This is a genomic window from Adlercreutzia sp. ZJ242 (assembly GCF_011038995.1).
Lineage (GTDB): Bacteria > Actinomycetota > Coriobacteriia > Coriobacteriales > Eggerthellaceae > CAAEEV01.
This window is the reverse complement of record NZ_JAAKEE010000056.1, coordinates 1-15,774: the sequence shown is the minus strand read 5'-3', so window position 1 is coordinate 15,774 and position 15,774 is coordinate 1. Positions and strand designations below refer to the sequence as shown.

At 69.7% G+C, this 15,774-nt stretch carries 14 protein-coding genes; 13 read left to right on the top strand and 1 reads right to left on the bottom strand.

All coding sequences use genetic code 11. The annotated features are described in order from the left end of the window. Positions 1–109 precede the first annotated feature (109 nt). The 12 genes from G7Y49_RS10410 to efp all read left to right on the top strand — a co-directional run bounded on the left by G7Y49_RS10410 (position 110) and on the right by efp (position 12,900). Positions 110–1,441, top strand: coding sequence for an AI-2E family transporter (locus tag G7Y49_RS10410; RefSeq protein ID WP_165173552.1), 1,332 nt, complete (start codon positions 110–112; stop codon positions 1,439–1,441). A gap of 134 nt (positions 1,442–1,575) precedes the next feature. Next, positions 1,576–4,212 (top strand): alanine--tRNA ligase, encoded by a 2,637-nt coding sequence (gene alaS, locus G7Y49_RS10405; RefSeq protein WP_165173548.1) that lies wholly within the window; start codon positions 1,576–1,578, stop codon positions 4,210–4,212. Positions 4,213–4,346: 134 nt separating this feature from the next. After that, entirely contained in the window at positions 4,347–4,775 is a 429-nt protein-coding gene (gene ruvX, locus G7Y49_RS10400) for a Holliday junction resolvase RuvX (protein ID WP_165173546.1), read from the top strand. A 5-nt stretch (positions 4,776–4,780) separates the two neighbouring features. Beyond that, a complete protein-coding gene (gene mltG, locus G7Y49_RS10395) occupies positions 4,781–5,923 on the top strand; it encodes an endolytic transglycosylase MltG (RefSeq protein ID WP_165173544.1) in 1,143 nt (380 codons plus the stop codon). Positions 5,924–5,939: 16 nt separating this feature from the next. Beyond that, positions 5,940–6,494: a YqeG family HAD IIIA-type phosphatase gene (locus G7Y49_RS10390; RefSeq protein WP_165173542.1), complete on the top strand. Its 555-nt coding sequence runs from the start codon at positions 5,940–5,942 to the stop codon at positions 6,492–6,494. Continuing rightward, a complete protein-coding gene (locus tag G7Y49_RS10385; protein WP_165173540.1) occupies positions 6,491–7,423 on the top strand; it encodes a shikimate dehydrogenase in 933 nt (310 codons plus the stop codon). Before G7Y49_RS10390 ends, G7Y49_RS10385 begins: the two co-directional genes overlap by 4 nt. Positions 7,424–7,683: 260 nt before the next feature. After that, positions 7,684–8,853 carry a chorismate synthase gene (gene aroC / locus G7Y49_RS10380; RefSeq protein ID WP_165173538.1) on the top strand — a complete coding sequence of 390 codons (1,170 nt, stop codon included), beginning with the start codon at positions 7,684–7,686 and terminating at the stop codon, positions 8,851–8,853. A 66-nt stretch (positions 8,854–8,919) separates the two neighbouring features. Continuing rightward, entirely contained in the window at positions 8,920–9,483 is a 564-nt protein-coding gene (locus G7Y49_RS10375; protein ID WP_241157384.1) for a shikimate kinase, read from the top strand. Further along, complete coding sequence (gene aroB, locus G7Y49_RS10370; RefSeq protein WP_165173536.1) at positions 9,465–10,574, top strand: 3-dehydroquinate synthase; 1,110 nt, start codon at positions 9,465–9,467, stop codon at positions 10,572–10,574. Before G7Y49_RS10375 ends, aroB begins: the two co-directional genes overlap by 19 nt. Then, positions 10,571–10,999 (top strand): type II 3-dehydroquinate dehydratase, encoded by a 429-nt coding sequence (aroQ, locus tag G7Y49_RS10365; protein WP_165173534.1) that lies wholly within the window; start codon positions 10,571–10,573, stop codon positions 10,997–10,999. Before aroB ends, aroQ begins: the two co-directional genes overlap by 4 nt. Beyond that, positions 10,980–12,212: a Xaa-Pro peptidase family protein gene (locus G7Y49_RS10360; protein WP_165173532.1), complete on the top strand. Its 1,233-nt coding sequence runs from the start codon at positions 10,980–10,982 to the stop codon at positions 12,210–12,212. The genes aroQ and G7Y49_RS10360 overlap by 20 nt, the downstream gene beginning before the upstream one ends. Before the next feature lie 124 nt (positions 12,213–12,336). Further along, entirely contained in the window at positions 12,337–12,900 is a 564-nt protein-coding gene (gene efp, locus G7Y49_RS10355; protein ID WP_165173530.1) for an elongation factor P, read from the top strand. Between the two features lie 185 nt (positions 12,901–13,085). Here the strand turns inward: efp and G7Y49_RS10350 are convergent, their stop codons facing one another. Continuing rightward, positions 13,086–13,979: a DegV family protein gene (locus tag G7Y49_RS10350; RefSeq protein ID WP_206214648.1), complete on the bottom strand. Its 894-nt coding sequence runs from the start codon at positions 13,977–13,979 to the stop codon at positions 13,086–13,088. A gap of 218 nt (positions 13,980–14,197) precedes the next feature. Between G7Y49_RS10350 and G7Y49_RS10345 the strand changes: the two genes are divergently transcribed. Beyond that, positions 14,198–15,774 (top strand): pyruvate carboxylase subunit B (locus G7Y49_RS10345; RefSeq protein WP_165173526.1); only part of this gene is annotated, 1,577 nt, incomplete at its 3' end.

The window sequence follows — 15,774 nt, the reverse complement described above, 5'->3', positions numbered from 1 at the left end:
GGGCGTCCCCGCGCCTGCCGTCTCAGCGGGCGCCCCCGCCCCGGCCCCGGCCCCGGCGGCCCCCGCCGCCCCCGCGCCGGAGGACCGCGCGCGCCGGTGGTTCTCGCGCGTGTGGACGGCCGTGGGCGCCATCCTGCTCACCGGCGTGGTGGTCTACCTGCTCAACATCCTCTCCGTGCCGGTGTCCATCCTGATATGGACGGTCATCCTCGTGTTCTGCCTGCGCGGCATCGTGAACGCGCTCGACGCGCGCGGCGTCAACCGCACGGTCGGCACGGCGGTCGCCTACGCGGTGCTGTGCGCGGTCGTCGGGCTCGTGGGGTTCCTCATGTTCTCGCCGATGTTCGGCCTCAACAGCCAGCTGGCCGACTTGGCGGCCAGCGTGCCCCAGCTGACGAACGACCTCATCGCCTGGGGCAACGACGTGTACCTGCGCTATGCCCCCGTGCTCGAGGACGAGACGGTCAGGTCCCTCATCCAGGACGTGCAGGGCTCGCTCGCCGCATGGGCCTCGTCGTTCGCGCAGGTGAGCGCCACGGGATTGGTGAACGTGGGCGCGACGGTCGCCAACGGCCTCATGGCCTTCGGCTTCGCGCTCGTCATCGCGTTCTGGGTGCTCATGGAGCTGCCGGCCCTCGGGCGCGAGGTGAAGCGCCTCGTCGGCCCGAAGCGCGCCGAGGACGCCGAGTTCCTGCACTACACGTTCACGCGCATCATGGGCGGCTACATCAAGGCGACGATCCTGCAGTGCGCGGTGATCGGCGTGGCATGCGGCGTGCTGTTCGCCGTGGTGGGCATCCCCAACGCGTCGGCGCTCGGCGTCATCACCGGCGTGCTCAACATCATCCCGATCATCGGCCCGTGGCTGGGCGGCATGGCCGCCGCCATCACGGCGGTGTTCGTGAGCCCGTTCGCGGCCCTCGTGGCGCTGGTGGGCACGGTGGCCATCCAGCAGTTCGTCTACACGTTCATCTCGCCGCGCATCATGGCCGACTCCGTCGACGTGCACCCGGCGCTGACGCTCATCGCCCTCATGTGCGGCTCGGCGCTCGGCGGCGCCATGAGCGGCCTGCTCGGCGCGCTCGTGGGCATGCTCGCCTCCATCCCGGCGGTGGCCGTGGTCAAGGCGTGCTTCGTGTACTACTTCGAGAAGAGGACGGGGCGCTGCCTGGTGGCCGAGGACGGCGTGTTCTTCAAGGGGACCCCGGCCGAAGGCGACGTGCCCGACCCCATGGCCGACGCCACCTCGCCGCATCCCGGCTCCACCGCGTCGTTTCTGCCCGTCGAGCTCGACGAGGGCGGCCAGATGACGGGGAAGCTCAGGCGCCCGCGCTTCGCACGTCGCGACAAGGGCGAGAGCGCCCCCGCCGCGGCGCGTGATGCGGCGCGTGACGCGAAAAAGGGCGCGCACCGCTCGTCAGACGCCCACGACAAGCGCTAGGAAACATACTATAATGTGACCCCGTCGGCCTGCGGGCCGATCAGGATGACTTCGCCGGCCTGCGCGCCGGCGGCTGCCAAGGTAAACCGGGCCGGCTTCGCCGGCTCTGCCATTGATAAGACGAAAGAGCGAACATGAAGTACATGACAACCGCCGAGATCCGCGAGAAGTACCTCTCCTACTTCGAGGAGAAGGGATGCAAGCGCATGCCCTCGTCCTCGCTCATTCCCGACGATCCCTCGCTGCTGCTCACGAGCGCCGGCATGGTGCAGTTCAAGCCCTACTTCCTGCAGCAGAAGCAGCTCGAGGAGCCCTATGTCGGCACCACCACCGTGCAGAAGTGCGTGCGCACCAACGACATCGACATCATCGGCACCACGGGGCGCCACCTGAGCTTCTTCGAGATGCTCGGCAACTTCGCCTTCGGCAAGTACTTCAAGCAGGAGATGTGCTCGTGGGCCTACGACTTCTCCGTGAACGAGCTCGGCTTGCCGCCCGAGCGCCTGTACTTCACCGTGTTCGAGGACGACGACGAGACCATCGAGATCTGGAAGTCGCTCGGCGTGCCCGAGGACCACATCTCCAAGCTCGGCGAGGACGACAACTTCTGGCGCGCCGGCCCCACCGGCCCGTGCGGCCCGTGCTCCGAGCTCTACTTCGACCAGGGCCCCGAGTTCGGCTGCGGCAGCCCCGACTGCGCGCCGGGCTGCGACTGCGACCGCTTCCTCGAGTACTGGAACTGCGTGTTCACCCAGTACGACGGGCAGGAGGACGGCACGCTCGCGCCGCTGCCCAAGAAGAACATCGACACCGGCATGGGCCTCGAGCGCATCGCCGCCATCATGCAGGGCGTCCAGTCCAACTACGAGACGGACGTGCTGCGCTCGCTCGTGGCCGTCGGCGAGCGCCTCGCGGGCGTGACGTACGGCGACGACCCCGAGTGCGACCTGTCGCTGCGCATCATCGCCGACCACTCCCGCGCCGTCACCTTCATGATCGCCGACGGCATCCTGCCGTCCAACGAGGGCCGCGGCTACGTGCTGCGCCGCCTTTTGCGCCGCGCCATCATGAAGGCGCACCTCATCGGCGTGGAGGGCCCGTTCCTCAACGACTACGTCGACGAGATCGTCCGCCTCATGGGCGACGTCTACCCCGAGATCGTGGAGAACCGCGAGCTCGAGCGCAAGCTGATCCTGGCCGAGGAGGACCGCTTCGGCGCCACGCTGCGCCAGGGCCAGGCGTTTCTGGAGGACGCGCTCTCCCAGCTCGAGGGCACGGTGCTTCCCGGCGAGGAGGCGTTCACGCTGCACGACACCTACGGCTTCCCCGTGGAGATCACGAGCGAGATCTGCGAGGGCCGCGGCGTGACCGTCGACATGGAGGGCTTCGAGCGCTCCATGGAGGCGCAGCGCGAGCGTGCGCGCGCGGCCGGCGCGAAGGACGCCGAGGCCGCCTGGTCCACCTACGGCGGCGTCTACGCCGACCTGCTGAACGAGGTGGGCCCCACGCGCTTCGTGGGCTACGAGGCCACCACGGCCACCGCCCGTGTCCAGGCTCTCGTCAAGGAGGGCGCGCGCGTCGCCTCGCTGGCGCCCGGCGAGGCAGGCGAGGTCATCCTCGACGTCACCCCCTTCTACGCCGAGATGGGCGGCGAAGTGGGCGACACGGGCGAGATCGCCGCGCCGGCGGGCACGCTTGAGGTGACCGACACCAAGGCCCCGGAGAAGGGCCTGTACGTGCACGCGGTGAGGTGCGCCGACGCCGGCATCGCCGTGGGCGACGAGGTGACGGCCTCCGTTGACGCGCGCCGCCGCGCCGCCATCGAGCGCAACCACACCGCCACGCACATCCTGCACGCGTCGCTGCGCACGGTGCTCGGCGACCACGTGAAGCAGGCGGGCTCGTACGTGGGCCCCGACCGCCTGCGCTTCGACTTCACGCACTTCGAGGCCATGACGCCCGAGCAGATCGCCGAGGTGGAGCGCGTGGCCAACGAGCACGTCATGGACGCGACGGCCACCACCATCTACGAGACGTCGCTCGACGAGGCGCGCGCCGCGGGCGTGACGGCCCTGTTCGGCGAGAAGTACGGCGAGAAGGTGCGCGTGGTTGAGGCCGGCGAGTTCTCGCGCGAGCTGTGCGGCGGCTGCCACGTGGGCAACACCGCCGAGATCGGCCTGGTGAAGATCATGTCCGAGTCGAGCGTGGGCGCGAACCTGCGCCGCATCGAGGCGGTTACCAGCTACGGCGCGCTCGAGTACGTGAACAAGGTCGAGTCCGAGCTCAAGGAGACGGCGGCCGAGCTCCGCGTGCCGCTGTTCGACGTGTCCGAGCGCACGGCCGCCAACGTCAAGTCGCTGAGGGAGATCCACCAGAAGGCCAAGCGCGGCAAGACCATGGTGTCCGACGACGGCATCACCAAGCTCACCGACGCCGCGGTCATGTCGGCTGCGGGCTACCCGGTCATCATCGCGCGCACCGAGGTGCGCGAGGGCGGCATGATGCGCAACCTGTGGGACGTGGTGCGCGCCCGCATGAGCGCGCCGGGCGCCCTGGTGATCGCCGGCGAGAAGGACGGCAAGCCCGTGCTCATGGCCGCCGGCACCGACGAGGCGGTTGCCGCGGGCTTCGACGCCGGCAAGCTCATCAAGGCGATGGGCCCGGCCGTTAAGGGCGGCGGCGGCGGCAAGCCGACCATGGCCCAGGCGGGCGGCAAGGACGCCTCCGGCATCGACGAGGCGCTCGAGATCGCGCGCAAGGCGCTGCTGTAAGAAGGAGCGCGGCTGCGGCAGATGCGCCGCGGCCGCGTTGGAAAAAGGCCCGCGAGGGCCTTTTTCGTCATCAGGCCCCGGAGCTGCCGCGGCGCCTGGCGACGAGGGCGGACGTTTCTCGGGAAGGGGGAGCGGTGAGGGTTCTGGCCCTGGACATCGGGGAGGTGCGCGTGGGGATCGCGGTGTGCGACCCGGGAGAGCGCGTCGCGAGCCCCGTGTGCGTGCTGCCCGCGTCCGAGGTGCTCGCCTGCGCGAAGCCGTTTCGGCGCGTGCTCGAGGACTGGGAGCCCGAGCTGCTCCTGTGCGGGCTGCCCTACACGCTCTCAGGCGAGGAAGGCCCCCAGGCCGCGCGCATCCGCGCCGCTGCGGCCCAGGTCAGCGCCGCGTGCGGCATCGGCTGCGCGTTCACCGACGAGCGCTTGAGCTCGGCTGAGGCAAAGCGGAGTTTGCGTGAATCGGGCTTGAGCGAGAAGAACATGCGCGGAAAAGTCGATATGATAGCGGCAAGTCTGTTCTTGCAGGCGTGGCTCGACGAGCGCGCGACCTCGAACGCTGAAAGGTAGTCCCCGTGTCCCATCGCAGAAGGCAAGTGACCTACTCATCCCACCCGAACCATGCAGCCCGCGCGGCGCATGCCCGCGGCAGCCGCGAGTTCCGCACGTACGACACGAGCTACATCCGCCCCAAGCAGAGCAAGGCGCCCATGGTGGTCGCGCTGGCGCTGGCGCTTCTGGCGGTGATCGTCGGCGCGCTCTTCCTCATGCGCAGCTGCGCCGGCCCCGAGCTTCTGGCCGAGGGCGAGCAGGCCCAGGTGGTGGTCGAGCAGGGTGAGAGCGCGCGCGACGTGGGCAACTCGCTCGCCGAGGCGCGCCTGGTGGCGAGCTCGCAGGAGTTCGTCGACGCGGTGTCGCGGCAGAACGCGGACGCCTCGATCATCCCCGGCACCTACACGTTCTCGGGCGGCGTCACGGTTGACGAGATCCTGCGCACGCTGCAGGCAGGGCCCGCCTTCGCCGGCGCGCTCTCGGTTCCCGAGGGCCTGAGGCTCTCCGAGATCGCCGCGCGCGTGCAGGAGGTCACGGGCGGCCGCGTCACCGCCGAGGCGTTCACGCAGGCGGCGAGCGACGCGAGCGCCTACGCGGCGGACTACGCGTTCCTCGAGGGCGCGGGCGAAAACTCGCTCGAGGGCTTCCTGTTCCCCAAGACCTACGACGTCCCCGCCGACGCCACGGCCGAGTCCGTCGTGCGCATGATGCTCGACCAGTTCGCGACTGAGACGGCGTCGCTCGACTGGAGCTACCCCGAGAGTCAGGGCCTGAGCCTCTACGATGCGCTCAAGCTCGCCTCCATCGTGGAGAAGGAGTCCACGGGCGACGAGGGCATCCGCGCGCGGGTGGCCTCGGTGTTCTACAACCGCCTGACCACCGAGGGCGATCCGAGCTACGGCCTGCTGCAGAGCGACGCCACCACGGCGTACGAGGTGGGGCATGACCCCACGCCCGAGGAGGTGCACGCCGACACGCCGTACAGCACGTACGCGCATGCGGGCCTGCCGCCGACGCCCATCTGCTCGCCGGGCCTCGCGTGCCTGCAGGCCGTGTGCGCGCCTGACGCCGACGCGCTCGGGCGGGACTACTTCTTCTACTTCGACGCCGAGGGCAACTACTCGTTCAGCGCGACGTATGACGAGCACATGAGCTCGTTCTCGTAAGGCCGCGGGGTGCCGGATGCCGCTGCTCGAGCCTGACAGGTACTTCTCGCACGTCACGCACATCAGCGTCGAGCGCGACCTGCTCGCGCGCGGCCTGACCTGCGTGCTGCTCGACGTCGACAACACCATCCTCACCCGCGACACCCACGAGGTGCCGCGCGACGTGGGCATGTGGCTCGGCCGCGCGCGCGAGGCGGGCGTGGCGTTCTGCCTGGTGTCGAACAACTGGCATGCGAGCGTGCACGCGCTGGCGGGCGAGCTCGACCTGCCCATCGTGGCGAAGGCGTGCAAGCCCTCGCCCCACGGCCTCGTTCTGGGGATGCGCAAGGCGGGCGCGCGCCGGGAGAACGCGGTGATGGTGGGCGACCAGCTCATGACCGACGTGCTGGCAGCGCACCTGGCGGGCTGCAAGGCGTACCTGCTGAGGCCCCTCGTGGAGCAGGACCTGCCGCACACGCTGCTCATGCGCAACTTCGAGAACGTGATACTGGGGGAGCTGCAGCCCGAGCCCGAGCCGGCGCCCGCGAGCTGCCAGCAGAACTGCCGGCAAAGTGAAGGGAAGGGCGCATGAGCGCGCAGAAGAACCTCTACATACTGGGACATCCCATCGCGCATTCCAAGTCGCCTGCCATGTACAACGCCGTGTACGCCCGCCTCGGCTTGCCCTGGCGCTACGGCTTCGCCGACCTGCCCACGCTCGAGGAGGCCGAGGCGTTCTTGTCCGCGCGTGACTTCCTGTCCGTCAACGTCACCACGCCCTACAAGCCCGCGGCCTTCGAGGCGGCTGACGTGCGCGCGGCGTCGGCGCAGCTCGCGCGCGGGGCGAACGTGCTCGTGAACAAGGGCGGCACGCTCATCGCCTACAACGTCGACGGCCAGGGCTGCGTGGGCTACCTCGAGCGGACGGGCGTGCGCTTCTCGGGCAAGCGCGTGGCGGTGTGCGGAACGGGCCCCACGGCGCTGGCGATCCTGCACGCCGCGGCGCAGGCGGGCGCCGACGAGGTCGTGCTCGTGGGGCGTGACAAAGAGCGCGCATCCGGCGTGCTGCGCGCCTACGCCGACGCCTACCGCAAGCTCGCCGAGGCGACGGTGGACCTGCCCGCGCCGCAGGAGCACCACCTGAGCTTCCGCGCGGCGTACGAGCACGTGAGCCTGAAGTTCGGCAGCTACGCCACCTCGACGCAGGCCATCGCCGCCGCCGACGTCATCATCGACGCGACGCCGCTCGGCATGCACGCGGGCGACCCCGCGCCCTTCGACACGGGCCTGCTCTCAGCGCGCCAGGTGGTGTTCGACGTGGTGTACGGCCACGGCACCACGGCGCTCGTGGCTGCGGCGCGCGCGGCGGGGTGCGCGGCCCACGACGGCGCGGGCATGCTCGTGGCGCAGGCGGTGGCGACGTTCAACATCGTGTGCGAGGTGGCGGGCGTCGACGCGGCGTGCGGGTTCGACGAGCTCTTCGACGTGATGGCGGACGCCGCCGGCTTCGACGCGCTCTAGGCGGGCCGCGCGCCGTCGCGGGCCGCGCCGCGTGCTGCCGCTGCATGGGGCGCGCAGACGTGCGCACGCGCGGGGCGCGCCGGCGCGGGGTGCGCCGCTGCTTTCGCCTGCTCCGAAGGGCGCGTTTTCGCGCTCGGCGGGCTTGCGCCTGCTGGCGGCTGATCCCTGCGCTACAATAGAGAAGTTTGATACATTCTCGGGCAATGCGCCTTGCGCGTAGACGTGATGCCTTGCTCGGTCGTCGTTGAAAGCGTGCGCATATGCAGTACATCACAGCGGGCGAGAGCCACGGGCCGCAGCTCACGGCCATCGTGTCGGGGGTGCCGGCGGGCCTCGCCATCTCCGAAGAGCAGATCAACAGCAGCCTCGCGCGCCGTCAGTCAGGGTACGGGCGCGGCGGGCGGCAGACCATCGAGCGCGATCGCGCCGTCATCGCGAGCGGCGTGCGCTTCGGGCGCACCATGGGCTCGCCCATCACGCTCGTGGTGCGCAACCGCGACTGGGAGAACTGGTCCGAGCGCATGGCCGCCTTCGGCAGCGCCCCGTCCGACCTGGTGCGCGAGGTGACGCCGCGCCCCGGGCACGCCGATCTGGTGGGCGCGCTCAAGACCAACACCGACGACTGCCGCAACATCCTCGAGCGCGCGAGCGCCCGCGAGACGGCGGCGCGCGTGGCGGCCTGCGGCATCGCGCGCGAGTTCCTGGGAGACCTCGGCGTCGAGGTGTTCTCGTACGTCACCTCGGTGGGGGACGTGGCCCTGCCTGAGGGCGACCCCATGGCGGCGGCGCCGACGTACAGCCCGCTCGACATCGAGTTCTCGGAGATGCGCTGCCCCGACGAGGGCACCACCGAGGCCATGAAGGCGGCCGTGCGCGCGGCGCGCGACGCGGGCGAGAGCCTCGGCGGCACCTTCCGCGTGGTGGTCACGGGCCTGCTCCCGGGCCTGGGCAGCTACGCGAGCGGCCCCGAGCGCCTCACCTCGCGCATCGGCGCGGCGCTGTTCTCCATCCCCGCGATCAAGGGCGTGGAGTTCGGGCTGGGCTTCGAGGCCGCGCGGCGCCCCGGCTCGCGCGTGCACGACCCCATCGTGCTAGCGGACGGCGGGTTCACGCGCTCGTCGAACAACGCGGGCGGGCTCGAGGGCGGCATGACGAGCGGCATGCCGCTCGTGGTCACGGCGGCCATGAAGCCCATCCCCACGCTCATGAGGCCGCTCGACACGGTGAACCTCGACACGCTCGAGGTGGAGCAGGCGTCGCGCGAGCGCTCGGACGTGTGCGCGGTGCCCGCCGCGGCGGTGGTCGCGGAGGGCGAGGTGGCCTTCGCGCTGGCCGACGCCTACACCGAGGCGTTCGGCTGCACGTCGATGGCCGACGTCAAGGCCAGCATCCGCGCCTACAAGCAGCGCCTGAGGACGATGTCGCGGTAGGGTGCCTCGCCTGCGCGGGCCGCGTCCTTCGGGACCCGGCCCCTTTTCAAGAGAAGGAGCTTCAACGTGACAGAGAGACGTGACGTCGAGAGATGCGAGCTCACCCGCCCGGTGTTCTTCGTCGGGTTCATGGGCGCGGGCAAGACGAGCGTCGCGCGGCGGCTCGCGCGCACGTGCGGCGTGGCCTCGGTCGACATGGACACCTACCTCGAGCGCCGCGAGGGCCGGCGCGTGAAGGAGATCTTCGCCGAGGTGGGCGAGGAGGGATTCCGCGCCGTGGAGACCGACGTGCTCGACGAGCTGGCCAGCAAGGACGACGCGCTCCTGGTGTCGTGCGGCGGCGGCGTGGTGACGCGCGCGGAGAACCGCGCCATCCTGGCCGAGAAGGGCGTCGTGGTATACCTGCAGGTCACCGCCGACGAGGCGGCGTCGCGCATCAGCGACACCTCGAGCCGCCCGCTGTTCCAGGACATCGAGGCGGCGCGGCGGAGAAGCGAGGAGCGGCTGCCGCTCTACGAGAGCGTGGCCGACATAACCGTGAACACCGCAGGCAAGAGCGTCCCCGCCCTCGCGCGGGAGGTGGCTCGCCTGCTCGAGAAGGAGGGCGTGCTGTGCCGACGACCAAGGTAGTGGTGAACATCCCGGGCGAAGCGCCCTATGACGTGCGCATCGGGGCTGACGTGCTCGAGGGGCTCGGCGCGTACCTGAAGCGCGTCGCCGACGTGGCGCGCTCCCCGCGCGTGCTGGCGGTGACCGACTCGAACGTGGCGCCGCTGTATTTGGAGCGCGCGAAGGACTCGCTGCGCGCCGCGGGCTTCCGCGTGAGCGACGTCGTGGTGCCGGCGGGCGAGGACTCCAAGTCGCTTGAGGTCATCGGCGAGGTGTGGGAGGCCATGGGCGCGCTTGCGCTCGGGCGCGACTGCTGCGTGGTGGCGCTCGGTGGCGGCGTGGTGGGCGACCTGGCGGGGTTCGCCGCCTCCACCTACATGCGCGGCATCCCCGTGGTGCAGGTGCCCACCACGCTGCTCTCCATGGTGGACTCCTCGGTGGGCGGCAAGACCGGCGTGAACCTCTCTGCAGGCAAGAACCTCGTCGGCACGTTCAAGCAGCCCTCCTACGTGTGCGCGTCGACCTCGACGCTGGCCACGCTGCCCGAGCGCGAGTGGACGTGCGGCTGCGCCGAGATCGCGAAGTCGGCGGTCATCGACTCGGACGACTTCTTCTTCTGGCTCGTGGAGAACGCAGACGCGCTCGCGGCGCGCGAGGCGGGCGTGGTCGCCGAGGCCGTCGCGCGCTCGGTGGTGTTCAAGGCGGGCGTGGTCGCCGAGGACAAGACGGAGAGCCGCGGCGTGCGCGAGTGCCTGAACTACGGGCACACGCTCGGGCACGCGGTGGAGAAGCTCTCCGGCTACGGCACGTACAGCCACGGCGCGGCGGTCGCCGAGGGCATGCGCTTTGCAGCGCGCCTGGGCGTCGAGCTCGTGGGCACCTCGCCTGAGCTCGTGGCCGCCCAAGACGAGCTGCTCGACGCGCTCGGCCTGCCTGCGCTCGCGTGGTCGGCCCCCGCCGCGGACATGCTCGACGCCATGAAGCGCGACAAGAAGGCGCGCGCGGGCGTGGTGCGTTTCGTGCTGCCGTGCGACGTGGGGGCGTGGGAGCTCGTCAACGTGGACGACGAGGTGCTGACCGAGCACCTTGCGAGGTGGGAGGAGTCGAAGTGAAGAAGATCCTGCTGATGAACGGGCCGAACCTCGACATGCTGGGCGTGCGGGACCCCGCCATATACGGCACGGACACGCTGGCCTCCATCGAGGCCGAGGTCGTCGCCTACGGCGCCGAGCGGGGCGCGCAGGTCGACTGCTTCCAGTCCAACCACGAAGGCGCGCTCGTCGACAAGCTGCACGAGGCGCACGGCGTCTACGACGGCATCGTCTACAACCCGGGCGCGCACACGCACTACTCATACGCGCTGCACGACGCGGTGGAGTGCATTGACGTGCCGGTGGTCGAGATCCACATCTCGGACATCTCCCAGCGCGAGGAGTTTCGCCGCACGTCGGTCATCGCGCCGGCGTGCATCGCCCAGATCAAGGGCAAGGGCAAAGCGGGGTACCTGGAGGCCGTCGATGTCTTGCTCAACCGCTAGCGCCGCGCGCCTTGCGCGCCTGCGCGCGGCATACGCCGCGGCCGGCGCGGGCGGCATGCTCGTGCGCGGCACCACGAACATCCAGTGGCTCACGGCGTTCGACGGCGTGTTCGACGAGGAGCAGGCCCACGCGCTCTTCGTGGACGGCGAGCGCGCGGTGCTGCACACCGACTCGCGCTACGCCGCGGCCTGCGAGCGCGTCGCCCGCGCGGGCGGCGGCGAGGTGGAGGTCGATGCGGCGCGCGAGACGCACGCGGCGTTCGCGGCGCGGCTGTGGGGGAGCGCGCCCGACGGCGCGGAAGCGGCTGCCGGCTCCGGCGAAGTCGCACCCGCATCCGACGGCGCGGAAGCATCTGCCGGCTCCGGCAACGTGCCCGCTCCCGCCGACGCTCCCGCGCCCGCGCAGCGCGCCGGCGAGCAGCTGGCCATCGAGGACTCCATCGCGCTTGCGGAGTACCGCCGGCTCGAGCGCGCGTTCGCCCCCGGCTCCCTCGCCGAGACCTCCGAGGTCGTGTTCGGCCTGCGCGCGGTGAAGGACGCCTGCGAGGTGGCGCGCATGCGCGCGGCGCAGGCTGTCACCGACGCGGCGTTCGCTCACGTCATCGCCTTCATGCGCCCCGGCATGACCGAGCGCGAGGTACAGCTCGAGCTCGAGGGCTTCATGCTCTCGCACGGGGCGAGCGGCCTGGCCTTCCCCTCCATCGTGGCCGCGGGCGCCAACGGCGCGAACCCGCACGCCATACCCGGCGGCACGGTGCTCGAGGCGGGGCAGTGCGTGGTCCTCGACTTCGGCGCGAAGGCGCGCGGCTACTGCTCCGACATGACGCGCACGGTGTTCCTCGGCGCGCCGTCAGGCGCCATGCTCGACGCGTGGCAGACCCTGCGCCGCGCGAACGAGGAGGTCGAGGGCATGCTGCGCCCCGGCGTCACGGGCAGGGAGGCCCACGAGCTCGCCGAGCGGATCCTCGCCGAAGGCGGCTTCGGCGGGCGCATGGGCCACGGGCTCGGGCACGGCGTGGGACTCGACATCCACGAGGAGCCGGTGCTCGCGCCGCGCAACGCGCGCGCTCTCGAGCCGGGCAACGTGGTCACGGTCGAGCCCGGCATCTACCTGCCCGGTGAGTTCGGCATGCGCCTGGAGGACTTCGGCATCGTGACGCAGGACGGCTTCGACGTGTTCACCCAGTCCACCCATGAGATGGTGGTGCTCTGAGGCTTTGCATAACGCCGCCCGCGCGGCTATAATAGTCCAGTTTGAAAGCTGACGTGCGCTCATCGTCGGTTGCGGCGGGGGTCGAGCAGCCCGCGAGCGCGTGCGAGTCGAAAGGAATGTCAAAGTGGCAACTGTCTCTACCGCGGATTTCCGCAACGGCATGTGCATCATCTACAACAACAAGATGTGCACCATCGTCGAGTTCCAGCATGTGAAGCCGGGCAAGGGCGGCGCGTTCGTGCGCACCAAGCTCAAGGACATCAAGACCGGCCGCGTGGTCGACTACACCTTCAACTCCGGCGTCAAGTTCGACTCCGTGCGCCTCGAGACGAAGAAGATGCAGTACCTCTACAACGACGGCGCTGACTACTATTTCATGGACAACGACACGTACGAGCAGATGTCCATTCCCACCGAGACCGTCGGCGCGGCGACCGACTGGCTCAAGGAGAACGACGAGGCGTCGCTGCTCTACGCAGGCGAGGAACTCATCTCGCTCGAGCCGCAGATGTTCGTGGAGCTCGAGGTCACCGAGACCGAGCCGGGCTTCAAGGGCGACACCGTGCAGGGTTCCACCAAGCCGGCCACCATGGAGACGGGCGTCACCATCCAGGTGCCCATGTTCATCGAGATCGGCGACGTCCTGCAGATCGACACCCGCGACGGTCGCTTCATCAAGCGCGTCTAGCCCGCGATCACAGACAACGCACAGCGAAAAAGCGCCCCCGGGCGCTTTTTCGCTCTACGCAGGAAGCAAACGTCCCGCTCCTTCGCGCGGGAGGGCTTGCTGAGGCTTGGCAGAAGCTCCTGCCGAAACGGATGACGAGCTCGCCCGAAGCTTGGGCGAGCTCGTTCTCTCGTCTCGACCTCAGCCTACCCGCGCGGGGCGAAGTAGGCGAGCGCTATGGCGCCGGGGCCCACGTGGGTGCCGATGGTCGAGCCCACGATGCTCACGTCGATCTGGTCGCGGTGCGCCTCGAACAGGTCGCGGCTGTCCTCCACGTACTTGCGCAGCAGCGCGTCGGACAGGCCCGTGTAGCCCAGGTGCACGGGGCGCCCCCAGTCGACGCCCGTCTCGGCGACTCGCTTGCGCAGCAGGTTGCCGCCTTGCTTCGAGCCGCGCGCCTTTCCGAGCACGGCCACCTCGCCGTCGACGAGGCCGATGACGGGCTTGATGGAGAGCGCCCCGCCGATGGCGGCCGCCGCAGCCGACACGCGCCCGCCGCGCTTGAGGTACTCGAGGGTGTCGAGGACGGCGATGACGCGGATGTCGCGCCGCTCGTCCTCGAGCGCCGCGGCGATGGCGCTCGCCGAGAGCCCCTCGCCGCGCAGGGCGCAGGCGCGCTCCACGAGGAGGCGCTCGCCGATGGTGGCGCTCTCGGAGTCCACCACGAACACGCGCCCCGCAAGCGCCGGGTCGGCCGCGGCGGCGCACGCGCTCTCGTGGGTGCCCGAGATCTTGCTCGACAGCGTGATGACCACAGCCTCGTCGCCTGCGGGAACCTCGCCAAGCGCGCTTGCGAACTCGAAGGGGGTCACCTGGCTCGTGTGCGGGAGCACGTCGGACTCCACGAGCTTCTCGTAGAAGCGCTCGCCGGCCAGGTCGATGCCGTCGGCGTACTCCACGTCGCCGAAGATGGTCTTGAGGGGGACGATGCGGAGGTTTTTCGCAGCGGCTTCCTCCACGGTGTAGTCGGCTGCTGAGTCGACGATGATGTGCACGCCCATGCGCATGCCTTTCTGATCGGTTGCAATGACGTCCGCCATTCTAGCGGCGCGAGCCGCCGGATCATCCGAAAAAGTTAGATTATCAAACTATTTTCTCATGAGGAGGTGGAAGCACGCCGCGCAGGGCGAGCTTGCCACCCGTCGGCCGTGCGTGTTTCTTGTCCGTGAATTTGAGCGGGGCGCACGCGCCGCGCTCGTTCTTCTCCTATAATCTGTTATTCGATCTTTGACTAGCAACAAGAAGGAGGTGTGAGTTCATGCCACGGCTTCAGATTATGGACACGACCATCCGCGACGGCCAGCAGAGCCTCTGGGCTACCCGTATGCAGGTCGGCGAGATGCTGCCCATCCTTCCCAAGATGGACAAGGTGGGCTACTGGGCCATCGAGGCGTGGGGCGGTGCGACGTTTGACTCCTGCCTGCGCTTCTTGGACGAGAACCCCTGGGAGCGCCTGCGCGCCATCAACGCCAACACGCCGAACACCCCGCTCGCCATGCTTTCGCGCGGCCAGAACCTCGTGGGCTACAAGCATTACTCACGTGAAATAGTCCACCGCTTCGTCAACGCGGCCCACCGCAACGGCATCGAGGTCTTCCGCGTGTTCGACGCGCTGAACGACATCCGCAACGTGGTCGACAACGCCGAGGCCATCAAGGAGTGCGGCGCGCACTTCGAGGGCGCCATCTCCTACACCATATCCCCCGTCCACACGCTCGACAGCTTCCTGGAGTACGGCCAGCAGCTGAAGGATCTGGGCGCGGACTCCATCGCCATCAAGGACATGGCGGGCATGCTCACGCCGTACCGCACCGAGCGCATGGTGAAGGCGTTCAACGCCGAGATCGGCCTGCCGGTGCACATCCACTGCCACTACGTGGGCGGCATGGCGCCGGCCAACATCATCAAGGCCGCCGAGTCGGGCGCGGCCATCGCCGACACGGCGCACGCGCCGCTGGCGTTCGGCAACTCGCACCCGGCCGTCGAGATGATCGCCGCCGCCTTCCAGGAGAGCCGCTACGACACCGGGCTCGACCTCGACCTGCTCTTCGAGATCTCCCAGTACTGGGAGGAGATGCGCAAGCGCGGCCACTACAAGCGCGGCGTCAGCTCGCTCACGCACATGCAGGTGTACTCGCACCAGGTGCCCGGCGGCATGATGAGCAACCTCATGAGCCAGCTCGAGGTGCAGAAGGCGTCCGACCGCCTGCCCGAGGTGATGGCCGAGATCCCGAAGGTGCGCGCCGAGGTGGGCTACCCGCCGCTCGTGACGCCGCTCTCGCAGATCGTGGGCACCCAGGCGGTGTTCAACGTGCTCACCGGCAAGCGCTGGAGCGTCATCTCCAAGGAGATGAAGGACTACGTCTGCGGCTACTACGGCAAGGCGCCGGGCCGCATGGACAAGGAGATCGTGGCGAAGGTGACCGGCGGGGCCGACATCCTCGACCCGAGCATCGCGCCCGGCTCGCTCGTGACCACCACCTACGACGAGGTGGCCGCCGAGATCGGGGACCTGGCCCACAGCGAGGAGGACGTGCTCATGTACGCGCTGTTCCCCAACGAGGCGCGCACCTACCTGAGCAAGCACCGCACATCGGAGAAGGTCGACTTCATGCTGGAGCAGGAGTCGAGCGGCACCAAGGAGGACGATTACGTGGACATCAATCAGATTCGCGAGCTGGTGAAGGTCGCCGAGGAAAGCGGCGTCGGCGAGATCGTGGTTGAGGAGGAGGGCGTCCGCATCGCGGTGCGCATGCCCGGCGCGAGCGCGGCCCCCGCGCCCGTGGCCGCACCGGCGCCCGCGGCCCAGGTGGCCCCGGCTCCCGCAGCGGCCCC

Excerpts from the sequence above, each read along its gene's own strand:
- G7Y49_RS10360 (WP_165173532.1), top strand. The coding sequence starts at position 10,980 with ATGTCTTGCTCAACCGCTAGCGCCGCGCGCCTTGCGCGCCTGCGCGCG.
- G7Y49_RS10385 (WP_165173540.1), top strand. The coding sequence starts at position 6,491 with ATGAGCGCGCAGAAGAACCTCTACATACTGGGACATCCCATCGCGCAT.
- G7Y49_RS10390 (WP_165173542.1), top strand. The coding sequence starts at position 5,940 with ATGCCGCTGCTCGAGCCTGACAGGTACTTCTCGCACGTCACGCACATC.
- alaS (WP_165173548.1), top strand. The coding sequence starts at position 1,576 with ATGAAGTACATGACAACCGCCGAGATCCGCGAGAAGTACCTCTCCTAC.
- G7Y49_RS10350 (WP_206214648.1), bottom strand. The coding sequence starts at position 13,979 with ATGGCGGACGTCATTGCAACCGATCAGAAAGGCATGCGCATGGGCGTG.
- aroC (WP_165173538.1), top strand. The coding sequence starts at position 7,684 with ATGCAGTACATCACAGCGGGCGAGAGCCACGGGCCGCAGCTCACGGCC.